Consider the following 21,670-nt stretch of genomic DNA (forward strand, 5'->3'; position numbering starts at 1 on the left):
CCCGCGTTCTCCCGGGGGCTCACACGCCGTCCTGACCAGTTCGGCAGGGTCCTGGCATGCGGCCTCCGGGAAGGCAATGCCATCCTGATCACGAAACCGTACTGGTGTCCGGGGCTACGGGTCGGGCGTCGTGTCCCCGGCCGGCGGCAGCCGGAGGGCGAACACGGCGCCGCCCTCCGGGCCCCGGGCCCGGACGGTCAGGGTGCCATTGAGCCGGACGGCCAGACGGTGTGCGATGGCGAGGCCGAGGCCGGTGCCGACCGGGCGCAGCCCCCGGTACCGCTCGTGGAGCGCGCCGCGTTCGAACGCGACCGCCAGGTCGTCCTCCGTCAGGCCGGGGCCTCCGTCGCGCACCTCGACCTCCACCGCACCGTCGTCCCCGGGCCGTACGGCAAGCACGACGGGAGCACCCGCCGGGGTGAGCCGCAGGGCGTTGCCGAGCAGGCAGTCCGTCAGCTGCCGGACCCGGAAGCCGTCGGTGCGCACCGGCACGGGGCGGCCGGGGTGCTCCAGCCGGAAGTCGACGCCGTGCCGGGCGCACCGCTCCCGCCAGGCCGTCGCGGCCTCGCGGACGAGCGCGTCGAGGTCGGTGTCCGCCACGTCGAGCCGGAAGTCGTCGGTTTCGAGGGCTGCCAGGTCGAGGAGGTCGGCGAGGAAGCGGTCGAGGCGCCGGGCCTCGGCGTGCAGGATGCGGCCCACCTCGGGCAGCCGCTCGGCCGGTACGACATCGTCGGCGAGGGCTTCCGCGTAGCCGAGGACGCTGGTCAGCGGAGTGCGGATCTCGTGGGAGACGGACAGCAGGAAGTCCCGCTGCCGGCGTTCGCCGTCCGCCAGTGCGGTGTCGAGGACGCCGAGGGCCTGGCCCAGTTCGACCGCCTCGGCCGGGCCGCACGCGGCGGCCGGACCTGGGTCGGCCACGCCCCGTTCCCCCGCGGCGAGCCGGGCGGCGACGTCCACGGCGTGCCCGAGCGGACGGGCGAGCCGCCGGGCCAGCAGTACGCCGGCCGCGACCGCGCCGGCCAGCCCGGCGCCGAGTGGAAGCAGCAGGTCACGGCGCATCCGGGCGGCCGCGGAGTCCACGTCGGTGAGTGGTCGGGTGAGGACGACGGCTCCGCCCTTGCGGGCCGGGATGCCCTCGACGAGCACTTCGGTGCCCCGGAGCTGCCCGGTCGACGACAGGGTCCTGCCGGAGAGCAGGACGTCACGCTGCGCGGTGTCCAGCGCCGGGGCCGCCGGGCCGCGGACGACACCCGCCGCGTCCAGGACGGCGATCTCGACGCCGTTCGCGCCGGCGATCCGCTGCTCCCCCTCGTACAGGAGTGCCGACAGGGCGGGCACCCGGCTGAGCACCTTGGCCTGCCGGGCGAGCTGGTCGCGTTCCTGGGCCTCGGCGGTACCCCGCACCGTGTGCCAGGCGACCAGTCCGGTCAGCAGGACGGCCACCGTGGTCACGGCACCGGCCAGCAGCACGAGTTCGCCGGCGAGCCCGGTGCGCCGGCGCGGCCGGCCGGTGGCACGGGACCCGGTCATCCGGCCGGGTCCGTGGCGCCGTACCCGACCCCGCGCACGGTGCGGATGGGGCTCGCGTCGCCGAGTTTGCCGCGCAGCTGGGACACGTAGACGTCGACCACGCGCGGATCGCGGTACGACGACTCCTCGCCCCACACCTGGGCCAGCAGCTCGCGCCGGGTGAAGACGCGACCGCGCCGGTCGAGGAGGTGGACGAGCAGGTTGAACTCGGTCGCGGTCAGCTCGATCTCCGCGCCGTCCCGGTGCACGGTGCGCCGGGCCGTGTCGACGCGCAGGCCGCCGACCGCGTGGATACGGCCGCCGGGTGCCCAACGGCTGCGGCGCAGCACGGTGTTGACCCTGGCGACGAGTTCGCCCGGGGAGAAGGGCTTCGTGATGTAGTCGTCGGCGCCGAGTTCCAGGCCGAGGATGCGGTCGGACTCGTCGGCGCGCGCGGTGACCATCAGGACGGGGGTCCAGTCGTCGCGTTCCCGCAGCCGCCGGCAGAAGCTCACGCCGTCCAGTCCGGGCAGCGCCACGTCCAGCACGATCGCCACCGGGCGAAGGCGGGCGACGGCGTCCAGGCCGCGCAGGCCGTCGGTCTCGACGTGGGTGCCGAAGCCGTTGCGGGCCAGGTACAGCTCCTGGAGGGAGGCGATGTTCCGGTCGTCCTCGACGATCAGCACCAGTCCGTTCCCGGTGTTCACGCCCGCCTCCGTCCGCCGCTCGGATGTCCGGCCCCCGCGTGCCGGTGGGCCTGCGGTGATCCTAAGCAGCGCGGACGGCATGTCCGCGTCCCGGCCCTGTCCGACGGGGCGGCCTAACAGTCCCCTAACACAACACCGATGGTCCCCTCGTGCCCTCCGGGACATGATCGGGGCCGGACTCCGGGGCGGCCTGCCCGCGCCGGGTGCGGGGGCGTCGTGCGCCGTCCTGCGCCCGGTCGCGGGTGGCCCTCCCCTTCCTCGACCTCGGGAAGAAGGCATGCGACTCTCCGGCCGGCCCAGCGTGGCACCCCTGAAGGACACCGGCCCACCCTGGCGCGGACTGCTGTACGGCGTGGGCCGTGCCTGCGCGTCCCGCCCCTGGCGGGTGATCTGCGTGTGGCTCCTCGTGCTGCTCGCCGCAGTGGCCGCCGACCATGCCTGGGGCGGCTCGTACGCCGACGACTTCGACCTGTCCGGCACCCCGTCCCGGACCGGTTCCGACCTGCTGAACACCCATGGCGCGGTGGCCTCGCGGGGAGTCGCCGCGCAGATCGTCGTCCGCTCGGACGACGGACCGCTCACCGCACACCGCGACGCCCTCACGGCGACCGGGGAACGGCTGACCGCGCTGCCCGAGGTGATCTCGGTGGCGAACCCGCTCGACACGGCGGGCGCGGTCGCGGCCGACGGCCGTACCGGCTACTACACCCTCAGGTTCCGGGAGAATCCCGCCCAGTTCGAGAAATCGTACGTCGACCGGGTGGACGGCGCCGTGCGCGCGCTGCGCGCCGACGACGTCACCGTGGAGTACGGCGGGCCGCTCGGCCAGCTGGCCCGCCCGGCGGCGGCCGACCGCGCGTCGGAGGCCATCGGCATCGGCACGGCCGTGCTGGTGCTGCTGCTGGGTTTCGGCAGTCTGGCGGCGGCCGGTTTCCCGCTGCTCACCGCGGTCATCGGGCTGCTGGCCGGGCTGAGCGCCCTCGGGCTGCTCGCGGCCCGGTACTCGTTCGCGGCGGCCTCTCCGACGCTGGCGACGATGATGGGCCTGGGTGTCGGCCTTGACTACTCGCTGTTCCTCGTCACCCGGCACCGCAAGCTGCTGCACTCCGCCGGGGATCCCGTGGCGGCGGCCGCGCGGACCGTGGCCACCAGCGGGCGGGCCGTGCTGGTGGCCGCACTCACCGTGACCGCGGCGCTCGCCGGGCTGTTCGCCTCCGGGGTCGACTTCATCGGCATGCTCGGTGTGGCCGCCGGCACCACCGTGCTGGTCGGCGCCCTGGCCGCGCTCACCCTGACCCCCGCGCTGCTGGGACTGGCCGGGCGTCGCATCGACCGCTGGCACGTCCGCACCCCGGTGGACGAGCCCGACGACCGTGGTGACATCTGGCACCGCTGGGCCGCGACGGTCCGTCGGCGCCCCTGGACGTTCCTGCTGCTGGGCCTCGTGCTGCTCGGTGTGCTGGGGGTACCCGCGGCGTCGCTGCGGCTCGGACACGTCGACGCGGGTGCCTCACCGGCGTCGTACACGGAGCGCCGCGCCTACGACCTGGTCGCCAAGGGGTTCGGGCCGGGCACGAACGGGCCGCTGACCGTCGTCGTCACCCTCGACAAGGACCACGCCACGACGGGCGCGGAGCGGGACGCGCTCGCCGACAGCCTGCGCGACGCGCTCACCGGTACCCCCGGGGTCGCCTCCGCCACGCGGCCGACGCCCACCCGGGACGGCGCGCTGCTCGTCTCGACGGTCACGCCGGTCAGCGGGCCGCAGGAGCGGGCGACCACCGGCCTGGTGCACCGGCTGCAGGACGACGTGCTGCCCGGTGTCCTCTCCGCCAAGGGCGCGACCGGCTATCTGACCGGCACCACCGCCGCCCAGCAGGACTTCCGGGACATCCTGGCCGACCGGCTGCCGGTGGTCGTCGGCGTGGTGGTCGCGGCGGCGTTCGTGCTGCTGCTGGCGGTGTTCCGCAGTCCGCTGGTGGCGCTCAAGGCCGCGGTGCTGAACCTGCTGTCGATCACCGCGTCGTTCGGGGTGGTGGTCGCGGTCTTCCAATGGGGCTGGGGCGCGAAGCTGTTCGGCATCGACGAGACCGTGCCGGTGGAGTCGTACGTGCCGATGATGATGTTCGCGATCGTCTTCGGGCTCTCGATGGACTACGAGATCTTCCTGCTGTCCCGGGTGCGGGAGACCTGGCTGGAGACGCGCGACAACCACCGCAGTGTGGCCGTCGGGCTGGCCGGCACGGCGCGGGTCATCACCTGCGCCGCCCTGATCATGACCAGTGTGTTCCTCGCCTTCCTGCTGTCGACCAGCGTCGTCATCAAGATGCTGGCGCTGGGGCTGGGCGTCAGCGTGGTCCTGGACGCCACGGTGGTACGGCTGTTGCTGGTGCCCGCCGCCATGTACCTGCTCGGCGAGGCCAACTGGTGGATCCCGCGGTGGCTTGACCGGATGCTGCCGCGCCTGGACCCGGAGGGCTCCGGGATTGCGCACGGGCCGGCGGACCCCGCGGAGCCGGCCGTGTCCTCGCGCCCGGTGGGCCGGTGAGGGCCCGACCGGCCGGAGCGGCCTCGCCGACCGTCCGTGGCACGCCGGCCGGACGGACCTCCGTGCCCGCGCCACGTCGGCGTCGGCGCGCCCGACGGGTGACAGCGGCCGCCGTGGTCCTGGTGGTGCTGCTCGCCGGAACCGCCGAACTCGTCGTGCGCGGACTGGTCGGCGAGCGGCTCTCCGGCCGGTTGCGGGCCCGGATCGGCGTCAACCAGGTGCATCTCGGCGGGTCCGCGCTGCTGGGTCTGGCCCGGGGCCGGTTCGACCGGATGACGGTCACGGGCGAGGACGCGCGGCTCGGCCGGCTCACCGGGGCCGCGGTGGACCTCCGGCTGACGGACGTGGACGTGCGCGGCACGCCGCGCGTCGGACGGCTGCGCGGCCGGATCACGGTGTCTGCCGACGCCCTCGCGCGGTCCCTGGGACAGGGCGCGCAGGGGCTGGCCGTCTCGGGGGTGAGCACCGATCCGGCGCACGGCACCCTCGTCCTCTCGGTGCACGGCGGCCTGGGAACGGTCACGGTCCGGCCGCTTCTCCGGGACGGGTGGGCGGCGTTCGGGCTCGTGGACGCCCGTGTCCTGGGGCAGCCGGCGCCCGCCGGAGTCGTCGGCGCGATCGAGGAGGCGTTGCGCGAGCAGTCCGCGCGGCAGCCCGCCCCGGGGCCGGTGAAGGTGACGGCACTGGACGTCACCTCGGCGGGGCTGGTGGGCACGGTCCGGGCCGACGACGTGAGGTTCGGCCGGACCGCGAACTGACGTGACGTGAAGTTCGGACGGGAGACCAGCTCGGCGGAAAAGGCCGATCGCCCGCCTCGGGCGTCGCCGCCGCGATCGGTGTCCGGACGCCCCGGGACGTCGAACGGAGTCCGCCGCTCAGCGCAGGCCCGCTTCCTCGCCCGGTCCGCCGGGCTCGGAGCGCTGCCGTCCCGGGCCGGGCAGGACCCGCTGCCCGGGGCCGGCGCCGCCGGGCCGGCCCGGTCCCGCCGTGAGCACCAGCACCTCGTCCTCGGCCTGCCACACCCGCCGTTCGGACTTTGCCGGAGACAGCCGGACGGCTCCGTACCGGCGGGCCGCCCGCGGTGTGTGCGCGTGATAGCCGATCGCGCACTCGCCGCGTGCCAGTGCCGCCGCGGCCACCGTGGCGAACGCGGCCTCGCGGCCCGGCAGTACGTAGTGGTCGGCGCTGTACAGGGCGAGCGCTCCGCCGCGCACCGTGAAGATCTCCTCGAACACGGCCGCGAGTTCGGGGGCGTGCGCGATCTGGGCCATGACCAGGGCGGTGAGTTCCCCTCGGACGACGATGTCGGAGGTATGGCCGAGCGGGGCGACCCTGCCGCTGCGGCGGTCGTGCAACTCCGCCACCACCGGCAGCACCCGGCCCGTCCGTTCCTCCCATGAGCGCAGGGTCAGCAGGGCGAGGAGGGTCGGGGAGTCGGAGCCATCGGGCGAGGTCCCGTGGTCCTCGCCGAGGGCGATCACGCTGTCGTAGGCGGAGAGTTCGAGGCCGTGCAGGGCCTCGGGGGCGGCCAGGTCGAGGGTGTGGTGCGTGACGGCGAGCGCCGGGGCGGCGGCTCCGGGTCCGGGGCCGGGGGCTTCCTGTCGCGGGAGGGCGCGTCCGAGGTCGGTACCCGGGTCCGTGACGATGTCGAGCGAGGAGCCCGGCCCGGCGGTTCGCGACAGGGTGTCCACGATCATCGGCGCGCGCCGGTTCCAGCCCAGCAGCAGGAGCCGGGAGGGCGGTTCGGGCACGGTTCCGGGCGGGGCGACGGCCGTCGTGTCGACCGCCGCCCAGCGGTCCGGCAGCGGGGTGGCCCGGTCGTCGTGGGCGACGGTGACGAGCCGGTCGCCCGGTTCCAGAACGGTTCGGGCCGCCGGGGTGAGCAAGGGCCGGCCGTCCCGCAGCAGCCCGACGGCGCAGGACGCCTCAAGGCGGAGGGCCACCTCCTCGAAGGTCAGTCCGACCGCCTCCGGCATGTCGGTCACATGGAACTCGGCCCCGGAGAAGTCGAGGAGGTCGCGCAGGACCGCGGGCATCCCCGGGCGTCGCGCCGACTGGACGAGCAGCCGTGCGGCGGTCCGGTCGGTTTCCAGGACGGTGCCGCGCGGCCCGACGGCCAGCCGTGCGGCGGGCAGACAGCGGCCGTCGTGCACCGCTGCCACCACCCGCGGCCCGGGTCCGTCGGCCAGCAGGGTGCGCAGCGCCAGCAGTGTCCGTACGGTCGTCGGGTCGCCGTGGGCGTCCTCGGCGGGCAGCACCACCACCGCCCTGGCCGCGGCCGGTGTGACCAGTGCCAGGTCGTCGGGGTCGGTGAGGTTGCCGCTGCGGCAGACCAGCCGGGCGCCGTGGGCGGCACCCAGGGCGGCCGTGAGCGCCGTCTCCGTCTGGGCCGGGTCCCGGTCGGCGAGCACGGTGATCACATGCCGTCCGCCGCCGGCCCGTCCGGCGATCAGTTCGCGGATCACGGTGACGATCTGGTCGTTCCAGCCGAGGACCACGTCGTGGTCGCGCTCCAGCACCCGGGAACGGCCGCGCCGCAGCTCGGTGAGCTGTTCGCCGAGGCCCGTGGTGACGACTCCGACGACGGTCGACACGCACAGCAGGGCGATCAGGCCGAGCAGGACGGACAGCAGCATCCGCGTCGGCGCGCCCGTCACCGCCCCGAGCCGCAGGGTCTCCGCGCTGGTGCGCCACACCTGGGCGAGGCGGCCGGAGAAGGAGTGCGGCGCATCGGGATCGGTCCACACCAGCAGGGTGCTGACGGGGACGACGACGGCCAGACAGCATGCGGCGAGCCAGCCGAGCAGCGTTCCCGTGCTGCGGGCGAGTGTCCTGTCGAACAGGTACCGCACCCGGTGCCGTAACGGAGTCCGCTCCTGCCCTCGGCCCACATCTGCCCCCTGGTCTCCTGCGCTCCGCGCACGCCTCCGAGAGTCGAAGCGTGCCGGGCGGGGACACCGTGACACGCCGTCCGACCGGGACCTTCACACTTTCGGGCAGCGTGGGGCGGCTCAAACCCGGGGCGGGTGCGGTCGGGGTCGTCCTCGGCCGGGGCGACGCGCATCCCGGAGCCGAGGGCGAGCGCCCATCCGCCGAGCGCCTGTGCGTCGAGGGATACGCGGAGGAGCAAGTCCGCATGGCACTGCGGCAGTTGGGAGAACAGGTCAAGGGAGCGGCAGCAATGCTTAGTTCATGACTTGATTTAACTAATGAGTTCCAACGTTCGGCAAGCCTCCGGGAGTTGAAATCTTTCCGGACCCGCTTCTGCCGGATCCCTTGACACCTCGATGACATGCCCTCAACACTCCTCGGCGGGAGAGCGCTCTCCCGAACGTTTCCCGGCGCCCCTCGCGTCAGCCCGTCTGACGTCTCGTCATGGGGACGCCCGGCGACGGCCCCTGTCACCCCCACCGTTCAGGAGGAGGTCTCCATGCCACGGAGATCGAAAGGCCTGTCAGCCACGCTGATCACCGGCGCGCTCCTGCTCACCTCGCTCGGCCTCGGCGGCATCGCCGTCAGCGCCGGGCTGCCCGCACCGCACAGCGCCGCCGCGCGGTCGTTCGCGGCCACCCACTCCGGTCACGCGATGGCCGCGTCCACGGTCACCTCCCCGGAGGATCCGGACGGCGACGGCTACATCCCGGCTAACCCGCCGGTCACCGGCGTGACGCCGTCCACCCAGGACCCGCCGCACCGCTATTTCCACGAGTTCCAGGCCAACTGCTCGGTCACCCACACCCGGCCGGACGACCCCATCGTCTACCCGCAGCAGCCGGGCAAGTCCCACGACCACACCTTCCTGGGCAACACGACGACCGACGCGTACAGCACGACCGCCTCGCTGTCGGCCGGCGGCACCACGTGCAAGGCTCCCGGCGACCTGTCCGGCTACTGGATGCCCACCCTGTACAACGGCGACCAGCAGATCCTGCCCGTCGGCCCGCAGGTCGTCTACTACAAGGCCGGCGTCACCGACTACACCAGCGTCCGGCCCTTCCCCAAGGGCCTGCGCTTCGTCGTCGGCAACCCCGTGCAGAGCGCCGACGAGTTCCGCAACCACCCCGGCTTTGTCGAGGGCTGGGAGTGCGGTGACAGCTACTTCAACACCGAGTTCCCCGCGACCTGCCCCAGCCGTGCGGACGTCCAGCTCAACATCCGCTTCCAGGCGCCCAGTTGCTGGGACGGCATGTACCTCGACACCCCCGACCACAAGAGCCACATGGCCTATCCCGTGGTCAAGCCCGGCACGAACGACAACATCTGCCCGGCCGACCACCCGGTGGCCCTGCCGATGATCGAGTTCAAGATGGCCTTCCCCGTCAACGGCGACATGTCGAAGGTGCGGCTCTCCAGCGGGACGGGCCACAGCTTCCACTACGACTTCTTCAACGCCTGGGACGACCGCACCCTCAAGGCGCTGGTCGACCACTGCATCGTGGGCGGGCTCCAGTGCGACGCGCGCGGCTACGACGAGACCCACCCGGAAGCGGGCGCAGCGCTCGACGTGAACTACCGACTGCCGTGAGGAGTTCGCGCATGACCCCACGCCCCCGCACCCGTAGCCGTTCCCGCACCCGCCGCGTCGCGGCACCCCTGGCCGCAGGCGTGCTGGCCGCCGGAATCCTCGCCGCGCTGCCCGCGGCCCAGGCGCACGCCGCGGGCAGCGTCGTCAAGGTCACCGGCAGCCAGGGCGCCTGGCAACTGACGGTGGACGGGCAGCCGTACCAGATCAAGGGCCTGACCTGGGGCCCGAGCGTCGCGGACGCCGAGAGGTACCTGCCGGACCTCGCGTCCATGGGCGTCAACACGATCCGCACCTGGGGCACCGACGCCACCAGCAAACCGCTGTTCGACTCGGCGGCCGCGCACGGCGTCAAGGTGATCGCGGGCTTCTGGCTCCAGCCGGGCGGCGGTCCGGGCAGCGGCGGCTGCGTCAACTACCTGACGGACACCGCCTACAAGAACCAGGTGCTCGACGAGTTCCCCCAGTGGGTCCAGACCTACAAGGACAACCCCGGTGTCCTCATGTGGGACGTCGGCAACGAGTCCGTCCTCGGCCTCCAGAACTGCTACAGCGGTGACGAGTTGGAGAGGCAGCGCGACGCCTACACCACCCTCGTCAACGACATCACCAAGAAGATCCACGCCATCGACCCGAACCACCCGGTCACGTCCACCGACGCCTGGGTCGGCGCCTGGCCGTACTTCAGGAAGAACGCACCCGACCTCGACCTGTACGCCGTCAACTCCTACAACGCGGTCTGCGACGTCAAGGCCGCCTGGCAGCAAGGGGGTTACACCAAGCCCTACATCGTCACCGAGACCGGGCCGGCCGGCGAGTGGGAGGTTCCCGACGACGCCAACGGCGTCCCGCTGGAGCCCTCCGACCAGGCCAAGGCCGACGGCTACAGCCGGGCCTGGGGCTGCGTCACCGGGCACCAGGGGGTCGCCCTGGGCGCCACGATGTTCCACTACGGCACCGAGTACGACTTCGGCGGCATCTGGTTCAACCTGCTGCCCGCAGGACAGAAGCGCCTGTCGTACTACGCCGTGAAGAGGGCCTACGGCGGTGACACCAGCCACGACAACACCCCGCCCGTCATCTCCGGCCTGACCGTGGAGGGCGGCGCGGGCCAGGTGCAGGCCGGACGGGACCTCGTCCTGGGCGTGCAGGCGACCGACCCCGACGGCGACCGGATCTCCTACGAGGTCCTCGACAACAGCATGTACATCGACCAGAGCAAGAACCTGGCCTCGCTGCCCTTCACCGACCTCGGCGGCGGCCGCCTGAGGCTCACCGCGCCCGACCGTCCTGGCGTCTGGAAGGTCTACGTCAAGGCGACGGACGGGCACGGCAACGTCGGTGTCGAGACCCGTTCGATCCGGGTCGTCCCGCCGGTGCCGTCCGGCACCGACGTGGCACGCGGCAAACCCGCCACCGCCTCGTCGTACCAGGCGAGTTACGGTGACTGCCCGTGCACGGCGGCCAACGCGGTCGACGGCAACCAGGCCACGCGCTGGGCCAGTGACTGGAGCGACCCGCAGTGGCTCCAGGTCGACCTCGGCACCCGTACCGCGTTCCGGCACGTGCAGCTGTCCTGGGAGGCCTCGTACGCGAAGGCGTACACCATCCAGACCTCCGACGACGGCCAGAACTGGCAGACCGTGCACACCGTGACCGACGGCAACGGCGGGATCGACGACTTCGACGTCACCGGGACCGGCCGCTACGTCCGCGTCAACGGCACGGCGCGGGGCACCGGTTGGGGCTACTCGCTGTACGAGTTCGGCGTCTACGCCTGACGGACGCGTCTCTCCCGGAGCGGCGGACCCCGCTCCGGGAGAGCGCTCTACTGCCGGATTCGCAGGTCCGTTAGGGTGCCTGCATGAGCAGACGGGCCCCGACGCTGGAGGACGTCGCCCGGGAGGCCGGTGTCTCCCGGGCGACCGTGTCCCGGGTCGTCAACGGCATCCGCAACGTGGATCCCGAGATACAGGAGCTGGTCCGCGGAGCCATCGAGCGGACGGGTTACGCGCCGAACCGGGCCGCCCGTTCCCTGGTGATCCGGCGGGCCGAGACCGTCGCCCTGGTGGTGTCCGGGGCCGGAGACACCACGGACGCCGGCCAGAACGCCTTCGCCACGTCGGTGTTCGCGGATCCCTTCTTCGGACGGGTCGTCAGCGGGATCGTCGGGTTCCTGCGCCCGCGTTCGATGCACCCCGTCCTGATGTTCGCCGAGTCCGCCGCGGCGCGCGAGGAGGTGGTGACCTATCTGCGTCAGGGCCGCGCCGACGGCGCCCTCGTGGTCTCCACCCACGCGGACGACCCGCTGCCGGCCCTGCTCGCCGACGCCCGGCTTCCCGCGGTGCTCTTCGCCCGCCCCTCCCGTCCGGTCCCGCTCAGCTACGTGGACCTGGCGCACCGGGACGGCGGGCGCCTCGCGGCGGAGCACCTCCTCGCGCGCGGCTGCCGCCGTCCCGCCACGGTCTGCGGGCCGCTGGACGTGGAGGCGAGCCAGGAGCGGCTCGCGGGCTTCCGTGACACTCTCGCCCGCCACGGCCACCCCTACGTCCCGGTCGCCGAGGGCGGGTTCACCCTGGACAGCGGTCTCGCGGCCATGTCGGACCTGCTGGCCCGGCACCCGGACACGGACGGCGTGTTCGCCGCGAACGACCTCATGGCGCAGGGCGCCTGCCAGGTCGTACGGGAGCAGGGACGCCGGGTGCCCGAGGACGTCGCGGTCGTCGGCTTCGACGACTCCCCCATCGCCGAGACCTGCCGGCCCCGGCTGACCACGGTCCGCCAGCCGGTCGAGGAGATGGCGGCCGAGATGGCCCGCCTGCTCGACGAGCACATCCACGGCGCACGCACCGCCGCGACGTCGGTCGTCTTCGACCCGGAACTCGTGGTGCGCGACTCGGCCTGACGACCTCGCGCACGGTTGGCCGTGGCCCGGCGTCCGGGTCGCTCGTCGAACTGTGCATGGTGCGGGCCGGGGCGCGTGCGTTGGCCGTGGCGGAGTACCGGGTCACCGGGCTGTCGCCGCCGGTGACCGGTGAACTCGTCGCCGGGGTAGGGCCGTTGTGGCACAAACGGCATCTGGCACGACCCGGCGTCCGTCCAACTCGCGCAGTGGGACCTGGCTGACAATCAGGCAGGAGGTCACCGCACCGTCGCTGCCCACCGCGATGTCCGGGAGCAGCACCAAGTGTTGGCATGTCTGAGGTACTCCATGCAGGCGATCGGACCGATACCCAGGGTCCCGTCGACCAGCAGACGGCTCAGCCGGTCCGGAGTGTCCTTGGTCGACTCCATGTCGAGCAAGGTTCGGTGCGGGCCAGTCCCCGGCAGATCGGCAGGCGGTTGAGGGTTCATCGGCACAGGGTTCATCGTCGTCGCGTTCTTCTGCTTCATCGCTGCCCTGACGATCCGGCACACTGCACGCACAGACCAGACCTACCCGCGAAAGCCGAAGCACGTTGCGATGCGGAGCGGCATCGGAGTCGTCTGCCTGGGACCCGTGCTCTGCTTCTACTCTCTTTGACCGTGAAACCGTGAGGACTGAAGTGACTGGGTGCCGCAGCGGTTCTCCCGTTGCTCCACTGAACCCACCTGCTCCATGCGCCGGATCTCGCGCTCGGCCGCTTCCATGTGCCCGAGGTCGAGGGCCATCGCGGCGCGTCCGGCCACATAGAAGATGTCCTGTCGGGTCCGGCAGTCCAACCCCGGTTGACGGCACAAGGCCAGGAACCGCACTTCGAGACTGAGTTCGATGCCGCCCATCTCGTCCCGGACGCCGACGGGGAGTGCGGCGTGCCGGAGATCCTTGGCGTAGTCACGCGTCTGCCGGTCGGCCTCGTCCGGCCGGGCTTCGACGGGACGGTAGGGGTGATCAGCCCACTCCGTGTCAGCCCACCGGACGAGTTCGTCCAGGTGCTCCCAGGCGACCACCAAATCCGGCGGCAAGGCGGACAGGGCCGCGTCCGCGTCCGCAACCAGCTGGGCGAGACGGCTCCGCCCGCCGTCGTCCCCCGCCACGCACATCGCGATGAAGCCCGACAACACATCGAGCCGGCGCGACACCTCCGCCCGCTGCCAGATCTCGTACAGTCTCGCCATCCGCTGTTCCCCCTCCGCCGACCGCACCTCCGCGCCCCGAACCCTATGACGCACCCCCCGGTGCGGTGGACGGTCGCCACTCCCAGCTCGTGTGTCCGCGAACGGGGCTCTTGATCATTACGGGACGGCCCTTGGCCAGCCGATTTCACCTGCGGCATCGGCCCCGGCATGCGCCTTCCTGAGCATCCGTGCAAAAGTGCCGTCCTTGGCCCAGCGGCGGAAACGTGTGTGCAAGGTGCCCGTCGTTTGACGACACCCCCTCGCGCCGACGCCTGCACACGGACCCGGCGCCCTATTCGTCCAGGAAGCCGTACGCCCCGCTCACGGCCTGGATCACCACGGTGCCGTCGCGGACCTGCCACTCGCTCATGCCGTCGACCTCGTGGCCGACGATGAACAGGCCGCGGACCAGGTCGTTGTCCTCGTCGGAGGCCGGAATGCACGCCAGGCTCCGCAGCCGCTCCAGGAACCAGTCGACGGACTGGGCGCGCATACGGGCCCCGAAGAAGGCCCAGTTGGCGGCGTTGTACTGCCGCGGCGGAAAGGTCCAGCCGCCGCTGTACGTGCGGTCGGGATCGTCCGCTTCGACGATCCTTCCGACCTGGGCGAGCTGCCGGTCATCGCACTCCAGCCAACCCCTGACGGACACGAAGACACCCACGGCGATCCCTCCCCCTGCGGGCGCCGTACGTGAACGCCCGCGCTGACCACCGGCACGGTAGACGTGACCGGATCGTCCGGGCAAAGCATTTCGGGATTGCAGACCGTTCCTAATCAGTGGGCAGAAGTGAGTCTTGGAACCATTTCTGGTCACTGCGGACATCCCGAACGGTTTTGGATGTCCGATGCAGACCCCCTAGGCGTACCGACCAGTCGGTACTACCCTCTGGCCACGCTGTCGGAGCCGGGCCGACGCAGGGCCCAGCCGTGCCGACGCGCAGCGCCCGGAATCCGGGTATCCCTGGGAGGAGCCGTATGTCCGCCGCCACGACACCGTCCGACGCCCACAGACCCGCGCCCGATCGGCCCGCCGCGGCCGTCCGCGGACCGCTTGCCCGGCTGTACCGCCGTGAACTGGCGGACTACCCGCCCACCGGCCGCCGCATGGCGTACCTCGCGATCGTGGTCGTCACCACTGTCGTCCTGTACTACATGCTGTACATCCAGTACGCGGTGGCGACGTCGATCATCACGCACTTCGGCATGACGTACCGCTACTTCATCTGGGTCTCGGTGATCGGCAACGCGGTCGGGGCCTTCGCCTCGCTCGTGGCGGGTCTGGCGGACCGCTGGGGCCGGGCGAATCTGGTGGTGTACGGGCTGCTGGTCGCGGCGCTGCTGGTCTGCTTCGGGTTGCCGAACTCGGCGAACAAGACGACCTACCTGGTGCTCTTCGCGCTCGTCAGCTTCATCGAGGGCATCGTGCTGGTCGCCACCCCCGCGCTGATCAGGGACTTCTCCCCGCAGCTCGGCCGGGCCACCGCGATGGGGTACTGGACGATGGGTCCGGTCATCGGCTCCCTGGTGGTCACCACCGTCACCAGCAACACCCTCGACAGCGCGACCTGGCAGGACGAACTGCGCTACTCGGCGATCGCCGGCTTCGTCGTCTTCGTCGTCGCGATCGTCGCGCTGCGCGAGCTGTCCCCGGCGCTGCGGGACCAGATCATGGTGACGCTGCGGGACCGGGCCCTGGTCGAGGCACGCGCCAAGGGGCTGGACACCGAGGCGCTGCGGCGTGGCGAGTGGCGGCAGATGATGCGCCTGGACGTGCTGGGCTCGGCCTTCGCCATCGCCGTGTTCCTGCTGCTCTACTACGCGGCGGTCGGCAACTTCGTCGTCTACTTCTCGACCGTCTTCGGCTACAGCGAGCAGCGCACCAACGCGCTGGCGAACTGGTACTGGGCGGCGAACGCCGTCGCCCTGGTCCTGGTGGGCCTGGTCTCGGACCGGCTGAAGGTGCGCAAACCCTTCATGATCGTCGGCGCGGTCGGGTCCATCGTGGTGACCGCGGTCTTCGCCACCCGCGCCACCCACCTCACGACCGACTACTACACGTTCGCCTGGCTGTTCGTCGGCATCGGCGTCTTCAGCGGCATCGCCTACGCGCCCTGGATGGCGAGCTTCACCGAGACGGTGGAGAAGCACAACCCGGCGGCCACCGCGGCGGGTCTGGCGGTGTGGGGCTGGACGGTGCGCATCGTGGTCGCCGTCTCCGCGGCCTTCATCCCGGTACTGGTCACCTCGGTGACCCCGCTCGTGGAGCACGGCGCCGAGGTCAAGGCCGCCTCGGCGCAGGCGGCGCCCGCGCTGGCGATCGTCGATGCGCATCCGGATCTCTTCGCCGAGCTCGACAAGTACACCCCGGCCACCACCCCTCCCGCGCTGAGCGCCCGCGCCGTCAAGGAGGTCGGCGCGCAGGACCTCGCCGTCGTACAGAAGGCGGGGCCGCAGCTGAAGCTGCTCAAGGAGTACGGCGCCAAGGTCCAGAAGGCGTCGAAGGACGGGCCCGGCGAGTGGCGCACCTGGTGGTGGATCTGCGTCGGCGGCCAAGTGGTCTTCCTGCCCTTCGTCTTCGTGATGGCGGGCCGGTGGAGCCCGAAGCGGGCGCGCATGGACGCCGAGGCACACGAACTCGCCGTCAACCGCGAGCTGACCGCCCTGGCCGCCGCCAAGGAGTGATCGGACGCGGACACCGGGACGGCGGGCGGGAATCCCCTGCCCGCCGTCCCTGGTGACGTGGCGAGTCTCAGATGTGGACGTGCGGCCTCACATCCGGGACCTCAGGACGTCGACCTCGCAGCCCGGCGCGGACGGGTCGAAGCCGTGCTCGACCAGCCAGCGGACTCCCAGCAGGCTTCGCAACGACCACCACGCGCGGATGACGTCGAGGTCGACGTCGGTGCCGTAACCGGTGACGACGTCGTCGAGGTGCTCCTCGTGTCCGAGCGTCAGGGTGGCGAGGTCGAACAGGGCATCGCCCCGGCCCGCCTCGGACCAGTCGATGATGCCGGTGACTCTGTCGTCGTCGACGAAGACGTGCTCGACCTGCAGATCGCCGTGCGTGAACACCGGAGTCCACGGCCGGATCGCGGCCTCGGCGACCCGGTGGTTGCGGGTGACCAGGTCCGCGGGCAGGACGCCGTTCGCCACGAGCAACTCGCACTCGCCGTCGAGTTCCGCCGCCAACTCGCCGGGACCCCGGCGGCGGCGGCCGGACCAGGGCGGCAGCGGCGCCTCGTGCAACTGCCGGACGGCGGCGCCCGCCGCGGCCCAGGCCGCCGGCGAAGCGGTCGACGGCCGGCCGAGATGGCCGAGCACCGTCCCCGGGACGGCGGCGATCGCGAGCACGGGCGGCCTGCGCCACAGGATCTCCGGAGTCGGGACCGGCGCCAGGGCCATCGCCTCGACCTCGACGTCGATGCGTGCCTGATCGGCGTCCACCTTGAGGAACACATCGCCGACGCGCAGGGTCGCACGCTCGCTGTGAGCGACGACGACTTCGACCTCGTCCATGGGCGACGAGTATCCCGGGGACGATCGCCCGTGTCGCGGGAATTGTGGCGTGCGACGACGCGGCGGGCCGCGAACCGGGCCGTAGGGGCGGGGCGCAAGGGCGGAATTCATGTGTGCGGCGCGACGCCCGCCGGCCTGGGACGCCGGCGGGGGCCGGACGGCGGCTGCGACGCCGTGGGAGCGCGTCAGTCACGGCGGTGGGGCCGGGTACGGCAGGAAGGGGCGGCCCTTGCGGGGCGCCCCTTCCCTTCACCGCCGTTCGGGAGCTACTCGATGTTGATCTTGAAGGTGCTGGTGGTGTTCTTGATGTCCTGGGCGTTGCCGGTCATCCGCAGGTTGCGGAAGGTGGCCTCGCCGACGGCGGGACCCTGGCCGGGTTCGGGCAGTTCGTTGGCCCAGATGCCGAAGCCGGACTTGGCGTCGAAGGCGTCTCCGCTCTTCTTGGAGTTGGTGATGGAGATGTCGGTGAAGATGGTGTCCTTCACCGGGAACTGCGGCTGGCCGCCGACGTAGTTGGTCTGGAACATGACGCCCCCGTAGGTGGAGTCGTCGATGTCGACGTCGTTGACCCGGATGCCCTGGAAGACCTTCGAGGCGGAGAACGCCCAGATGGCGGGGAAGACCTGGGAGCCCCAGAAGTGGCCGCCGGTTCTGTCCAGGGAGACGTTCTCGATCGTCGTGGGATCGGTGCCGAAGCCGTTCATCGGGTAGCCGAAGTCCAGCGAGGAGATCGTGATGCCGGAGTAGACGAGAGTGTCGGCGACGCGGATGTTGCGGAAGGTGTTGTCGTAGCCGCCGTAGACGGCGATGCCGGCCGCGCGCCAGGTGAGGGTGGAGGTCAGGTTCTCGTAGAGGTTGTTCTTCTCGTCGGCGCCGCCGGCGTCGATGGCCGAGAAGAGCGCGAAGCTGTCGTCGCCCGTGGCGCGGGCGTCGTTGTTGACGACGTGGTTGTCCGTGGAGCCGTTCGTCATGTTGATGCCGTCGGCGAACGTGTCACGGATGCGGGAGTTCGAGATGGTCATGTTGTCGGTGTTGGCGCCCCAGTAGAGGCACACCATGTGCTCGGCCCAGATGTTGTCGATGGTGATGTTCGAGACGTTGGAGAAGTCGAACACCTTGCCCGGGCCGTCGATCCGGGACGTGTAGTTGCCGAAGTAGGCGAAGCCGGCGAACGTCGAGCCGTTGGCCGTGGACTCGGCGCGGAAGCCGATGTCGGTGTTCTCCTGCGAGGCGGGCGCGTGGAAGCGGGTGAACCAGGGGCCCGCTCCGACGACCTTGACCGCCTTGCCGTAGACCTGGAACTTGCTGGAGGTGTCGTAGTCACCGGCGGGCAGGTAGACGCCGACGAGCTTGCCCGTGGTGTCCATGCGGACCTTGTCGAGGGCGTTCTGCACGTCCTGCTGGGTGAAGCCGGCCGGGACCGTGTAGGCGGCCGGGTCGGGGTTCGCGATCGCGGTGGCCTGTTCGGTGTTGATGAAGTCGATGGCGTAGTAACTGGCGGTGTTCGCCGCGTCCTTCTGGAGGCGGATCTTGGAACCGGCGGGCACGGTCGTGCCGAGCAGCAGGTTCGCCTCGTCGTAGATGTGGCGCGGGGCGCCGGAGCCGGGCGAGTTGCCGGGCGCGGTCTCGCTGCCGTAGAGCCAGGCGTACTTCGAGGTCAGGTCGATCGCCTTGAGGAACTGGCCGTCGACGTAGACGTCGAGGGTGGTGTTGGTGCCGTCGGGGATCGCGAAGCGGGTGACCAGGGTGTTGGTCGCGGCGCGGGTGGTCCACTCGACGTACTCGCCGGTGGCGTCGAGGGTGACCGCCTTGCGGCCGCTCGCCTCGCCCGCGAAGTCGCCGATGGTGCGGTTGGGTCCGACGACCTTGGCGCCGCCGCCGACCGTGCCGTCCTCGGCCTCGTACATGTCGTACGGCATGTCGGCGCCGCGGCCGACGAACAGGTTCTGTGTGGTGGTGTTGTTGGTGCGCTTGACCGGCAGTTCGTTGGTGTCGTCGGCGATGACCGTCTTGACGGTGTACTTGCCGTTGACGGCCGTCCAGGAGCCGAGGCTGATCGGTGCGGTCGTCTGTCCGGAGGCGATGGTGCCGTTGTAGGAGCCGGTCAGGGTCTTGACGGTGGCGCCGTTCGCGTCCTGGACGGTCAGCGTGACGCCGTGGGCGCCGGAGGCGGAGTCCACGGTCCCCTGGTTCTTCAGGGCGACGGTGAAGGCGACGGTGTCGCCGGCCGAGGCGCTGGAGGGCGTCCAGGCGACCGGTGCGGCGACCAGGTCGGAGCTGGAGACGGGCTTGACGACCAGGGCGTCGGAGCGGGTGAAGGTGTTGTTGCCCTCGTTCTGCTCGATGACCTTGTTGGACGGGTCCACCTCGGCGCCGACCGGGTAACTGCCCGCGTCCCGGGTGCCGATGCTCGCGGTGACCGTCGCCGAGGCGCCCGCCGCGAGGGCCGGGACGTCGGCCGTGGCGGCCTTGGTGCCGCCGAGCGTGAAGTTCAGGTCGGTGGCCTTGGCCGCCTTGCTGCCGCTGTTGGTGACGGTCGCGGAGAGGCTGATGGCGTCCGACTCCACGGGAGCCGCGGGTGAGTTGGTGATGCCGGTGACCTTGAGGTCCGGGTTGGCGGCCGGGGTGCCGATCACCTGGAGCTCGCCGACCTGTCCGCCGGGTGCGCCGGTGTTGGAGGCGAACTTGAGCTGGATGTCGGCGGCGGCGCCGGAGACCGGGATGGTCACGGTGTTGCCGGTGGCGGGGTCGAACGTGTAGTCCTTCGCCGCGACGAGGCTGGTGAAGGTGGTCGCGTCCTGGTCTCGGCCGAGCACCTGGATGTTCTGGGTGCGGGTGGACCAGGCCGGGTCCGGGTTGAGTTTGACGACGACCTGGCTGAGGTCGGCGTTGCCGCCCAGCTTGGTGGTGAGGGTGGCCGGGTAGGCGCCGCCCGCACTCTCCCAGTAGGTGCCGATCTGGCCGTCGTTGGCGTTCGCGGCGACATAGGTGAAGGTGTAGGAGGAGGCCTCGATGGGCTTGCCCTGGGCGAGGTCGGAGCCGCCGCCGGATCCGGGCCGGGTGACGCTGTTGCTCGCCACGGACACGTTCCCGGCGGCGTCCTTCGCCTTCACGGAGTAGGTGACGGTGGCCGTCGCCGACGGGGTGTCGGTGTACGTCGTCACGTCGCCCGCCACGCTCTTGACGAGCTGGTCGTTGGCGTAGACGTCGTAGCCGGTGACCGCCACGTTGTCGCTGGACGCCTGCCAGGTGAGCTTCACGTCGCTGCCGGACTGCGTGTAGGCGAGGTTGCCGGGCGCGGTGGGGGCCTGGGTGTCGCCGGTCGCTCCCTTGCGGGTGACGCTGTTGCTGTTGGCGGAGACGTTGCCCGCGGCGTCCTTGGCCCGCACGAAGTACGTGACGTCGGTGCCGGCCGGCTGGGTGTCGGTGTAGGTCAGGACGTTGCCCGCGACGCTCGCCCGCAGCTGGCCGTTGGCGTAGACGTCGTAGCCGGTCACGCCCGTGTCGTCGGTGGCCGCGCTCCAGGTCAGCTTGATCTGCCCGGAGGCCGGCTCGGTGTAGGCCAGGTTGGCCGGTGCGGTGGGTGCCTGGGTGTCGCCGGTGGCCGGTCCGTAGACCTCCAGCTCGGACGCCTGCCCGGCGGGCCAGCCGTCGTTGGCGGTGAACAGCGCCCGCACGTACCGCGTGGTGGTCGCGTCGAAGGAGATCGTCGCCGTCTGGTCGTTGGAGCTGTTGAAGGCGTACGCCTGGGACGCCGTCAGGTCGGTGAAGTTCTGGTTGTCCGTGGAGCCCTGGATCTTGAGGGTCTGGTTGCGGCTCGGCCAGCCGCTGGGCAGCCGCAGCGTCACCTGGTTCACCTGGACCGAGGAGCCGAGGTCGACCTTGAGCCACTGCGGGAAGGCGTTGTTGGTGCTCTCCCAGTAGGTGTTGCGGTTGCCGTCACCGGCGTTGGCCGCACCGTAGACGTCGGCGTGCCCGCTCTCGCTGAAGGGCTTGCCCAGGGCGAGGTTCGGCGTCGAGGCGGCGGCCGTGAGGACCTGCAGCTCGGCGAGCTGGGCGGTGCCGGCGACCGAGTTGGCGCTGAAGTCGGCCCGCACGTACCGGGCGAGGGTCGCGGGGAAGGAGACCTTCACCGTGTTGTCGTTGCCCGGACTGAAGACGTACTGCGCCGTCGACTTGAGCGTGGCGAAGCTCTTGCCGTCGGCGCTGCCCTGGAGCGCCAGCGTCTGCTTGCGGGTCTGCCACTGCTCGGGCAGCCGCAGCACGACCTCGCGGACGCGCTTGGTCCGCCCGAGGTCGGTCTGGACCCACTGGGCCGACTTCTTCCCGGCCTGCCAGTAGGTGTCGGTGTCGCCGTCGGTGACGTTGACGGCCGCGTGTGCGGTGCGGGCGCTGCCTGCCGCGGTCTTGGCGTCCGCGGCGGCGTTCGGGCCGCCGGCCGCGTGTGCGCCGACGGCCGGCAGGCCCAGAACCATGACGGTGGAGGCGAGCACAGCGGTCGCTGCGCGGCGTCTCCAGGATCTCGGCTTGTGTCGAGTCATGCGGGGTCACTTCCTGCGGAGGCTCGCGCGCCGGTGGGGCGGCGAGGGCGGCTCGTTCCTGGCGGAGTGGTGCGGCGACTCAATACGCAGACTTTTGCATTGTTTCATCGAAATATTGCAGAGCGATGTGAACCCGTCTACTGCCAGGACTGCACAAATTTCACCAGAAGCGCCCACGCATCAGCGAGGACTCGAAGGGCGGGCTGGAAAGTCGCACGCCGCACTTGCG

Annotated in this window: 13 protein-coding genes and 1 pseudogene; 6 read left to right on the top strand and 8 right to left on the bottom strand. The window is 71.4% G+C overall.

What is annotated here, in order from left to right; all coding sequences use genetic code 11:
- Positions 1-114 precede the first annotated feature (114 nt).
- Both ACIQVL_RS45780 and ACIQVL_RS45785 read right to left on the bottom strand, forming a co-directional pair.
- Positions 115-1,530: a sensor histidine kinase gene (locus tag ACIQVL_RS45780; RefSeq protein WP_403425297.1), complete on the bottom strand. Its 1,416-nt coding sequence runs from the start codon at positions 1,528-1,530 to the stop codon at positions 115-117.
- Positions 1,527-2,216, bottom strand: coding sequence for a response regulator transcription factor (locus ACIQVL_RS45785; RefSeq protein WP_403425299.1), 690 nt, complete (start codon positions 2,214-2,216; stop codon positions 1,527-1,529). The genes ACIQVL_RS45780 and ACIQVL_RS45785 overlap by 4 nt, the downstream gene beginning before the upstream one ends.
- Positions 2,217-2,493: 277 nt before the next feature.
- Between ACIQVL_RS45785 and ACIQVL_RS45790 the strand changes: the two genes are divergently transcribed.
- Both ACIQVL_RS45790 and ACIQVL_RS45795 read left to right on the top strand, forming a co-directional pair.
- Positions 2,494-4,764 carry an MMPL family transporter gene (locus ACIQVL_RS45790; protein WP_403478507.1) on the top strand — a complete coding sequence of 757 codons (2,271 nt, stop codon included), beginning with the start codon at positions 2,494-2,496 and terminating at the stop codon, positions 4,762-4,764.
- A gap of 98 nt (positions 4,765-4,862) precedes the next feature.
- Complete coding sequence (locus ACIQVL_RS45795) at positions 4,863-5,522, top strand: DUF2993 domain-containing protein (protein WP_403478508.1); 660 nt, start codon at positions 4,863-4,865, stop codon at positions 5,520-5,522.
- 117 nt (positions 5,523-5,639) lie between these two features.
- Here the strand turns inward: ACIQVL_RS45795 and ACIQVL_RS45800 are convergent, their stop codons facing one another.
- Positions 5,640-7,655: an NAD-binding lipoprotein gene (locus ACIQVL_RS45800; RefSeq protein ID WP_403478509.1), complete on the bottom strand. Its 2,016-nt coding sequence runs from the start codon at positions 7,653-7,655 to the stop codon at positions 5,640-5,642.
- Between the two features lie 539 nt (positions 7,656-8,194).
- On the opposite strand from ACIQVL_RS45800, the gene ACIQVL_RS45805 reads away from it, so the two are divergent.
- The 3 genes from ACIQVL_RS45805 to ACIQVL_RS45815 all read left to right on the top strand — a co-directional run bounded on the left by ACIQVL_RS45805 (position 8,195) and on the right by ACIQVL_RS45815 (position 12,191).
- Positions 8,195-9,289, top strand: a complete 1,095-nt coding sequence (locus ACIQVL_RS45805; protein ID WP_403478510.1) for a DUF1996 domain-containing protein — start codon at positions 8,195-8,197, stop codon at positions 9,287-9,289.
- An 11-nt stretch (positions 9,290-9,300) separates the two neighbouring features.
- On the top strand, positions 9,301-11,067 hold the full coding sequence (locus ACIQVL_RS45810) for a discoidin domain-containing protein (RefSeq protein ID WP_403478511.1): 1,767 nt from the start codon (positions 9,301-9,303) through the stop codon (positions 11,065-11,067).
- Positions 11,068-11,150: 83 nt separating this feature from the next.
- Positions 11,151-12,191 (top strand): LacI family DNA-binding transcriptional regulator, encoded by a 1,041-nt coding sequence (locus ACIQVL_RS45815; protein ID WP_403425311.1) that lies wholly within the window; start codon positions 11,151-11,153, stop codon positions 12,189-12,191.
- 153 nt (positions 12,192-12,344) lie between these two features.
- Here ACIQVL_RS45815 and ACIQVL_RS45820 read toward each other — a convergent pair.
- From ACIQVL_RS45820 to ACIQVL_RS45830, 3 genes and pseudogenes are all read right to left on the bottom strand, one after another.
- Positions 12,345-12,624: pseudogene (locus ACIQVL_RS45820) on the bottom strand (MqnA/MqnD/SBP family protein); the annotation flags it as partial.
- Between the two features lie 172 nt (positions 12,625-12,796).
- The gene (locus ACIQVL_RS45825; RefSeq protein WP_403478512.1) at positions 12,797-13,384 is read right to left on the bottom strand and encodes a hypothetical protein; all 588 of its coding nucleotides are present in this window, start codon (positions 13,382-13,384) and stop codon (positions 12,797-12,799) included.
- A gap of 292 nt (positions 13,385-13,676) precedes the next feature.
- Entirely contained in the window at positions 13,677-14,033 is a 357-nt protein-coding gene (locus ACIQVL_RS45830) for a hypothetical protein (protein WP_403425315.1), read from the bottom strand.
- Positions 14,034-14,359: 326 nt separating this feature from the next.
- Between ACIQVL_RS45830 and ACIQVL_RS45835 the strand changes: the two genes are divergently transcribed.
- Positions 14,360-16,066 carry an MFS transporter gene (locus ACIQVL_RS45835; protein ID WP_403425317.1) on the top strand — a complete coding sequence of 569 codons (1,707 nt, stop codon included), beginning with the start codon at positions 14,360-14,362 and terminating at the stop codon, positions 16,064-16,066.
- 87 nt (positions 16,067-16,153) lie between these two features.
- On the opposite strand, the gene ACIQVL_RS45840 is transcribed toward ACIQVL_RS45835, so the two are convergent.
- The gene (locus tag ACIQVL_RS45840) at positions 16,154-16,900 is read right to left on the bottom strand and encodes a phosphotransferase family protein (RefSeq protein ID WP_403478513.1); all 747 of its coding nucleotides are present in this window, start codon (positions 16,898-16,900) and stop codon (positions 16,154-16,156) included.
- Between the two features lie 266 nt (positions 16,901-17,166).
- A complete protein-coding gene (locus ACIQVL_RS45845; RefSeq protein ID WP_403478514.1) occupies positions 17,167-21,441 on the bottom strand; it encodes a discoidin domain-containing protein in 4,275 nt (1,424 codons plus the stop codon).
- Between the last annotated feature and the right edge of the window lie 229 nt (positions 21,442-21,670).

This window comes from Streptomyces sp. NPDC090499, assembly GCF_044769305.1.
GTDB lineage: Bacteria > Actinomycetota > Actinomycetes > Streptomycetales > Streptomycetaceae > Streptomyces.

Excerpts from the sequence above, each read along its gene's own strand:
- ACIQVL_RS45805 (WP_403478510.1), top strand. The coding sequence starts at position 8,195 with ATGCCACGGAGATCGAAAGGCCTGTCAGCCACGCTGATCACCGGCGCG.
- ACIQVL_RS45815 (WP_403425311.1), top strand. The coding sequence starts at position 11,151 with ATGAGCAGACGGGCCCCGACGCTGGAGGACGTCGCCCGGGAGGCCGGT.
- ACIQVL_RS45790 (WP_403478507.1), top strand. The coding sequence starts at position 2,494 with ATGCGACTCTCCGGCCGGCCCAGCGTGGCACCCCTGAAGGACACCGGC.
- ACIQVL_RS45780 (WP_403425297.1), bottom strand. The coding sequence starts at position 1,530 with ATGACCGGGTCCCGTGCCACCGGCCGGCCGCGCCGGCGCACCGGGCTC.
- ACIQVL_RS45835 (WP_403425317.1), top strand. The coding sequence starts at position 14,360 with ATGTCCGCCGCCACGACACCGTCCGACGCCCACAGACCCGCGCCCGAT.
- ACIQVL_RS45840 (WP_403478513.1), bottom strand. The coding sequence starts at position 16,900 with ATGGACGAGGTCGAAGTCGTCGTCGCTCACAGCGAGCGTGCGACCCTG.
- ACIQVL_RS45825 (WP_403478512.1), bottom strand. The coding sequence starts at position 13,384 with ATGGCGAGACTGTACGAGATCTGGCAGCGGGCGGAGGTGTCGCGCCGG.
- ACIQVL_RS45845 (WP_403478514.1), bottom strand. The coding sequence starts at position 21,441 with ATGACTCGACACAAGCCGAGATCCTGGAGACGCCGCGCAGCGACCGCT.
- ACIQVL_RS45810 (WP_403478511.1), top strand. The coding sequence starts at position 9,301 with ATGACCCCACGCCCCCGCACCCGTAGCCGTTCCCGCACCCGCCGCGTC.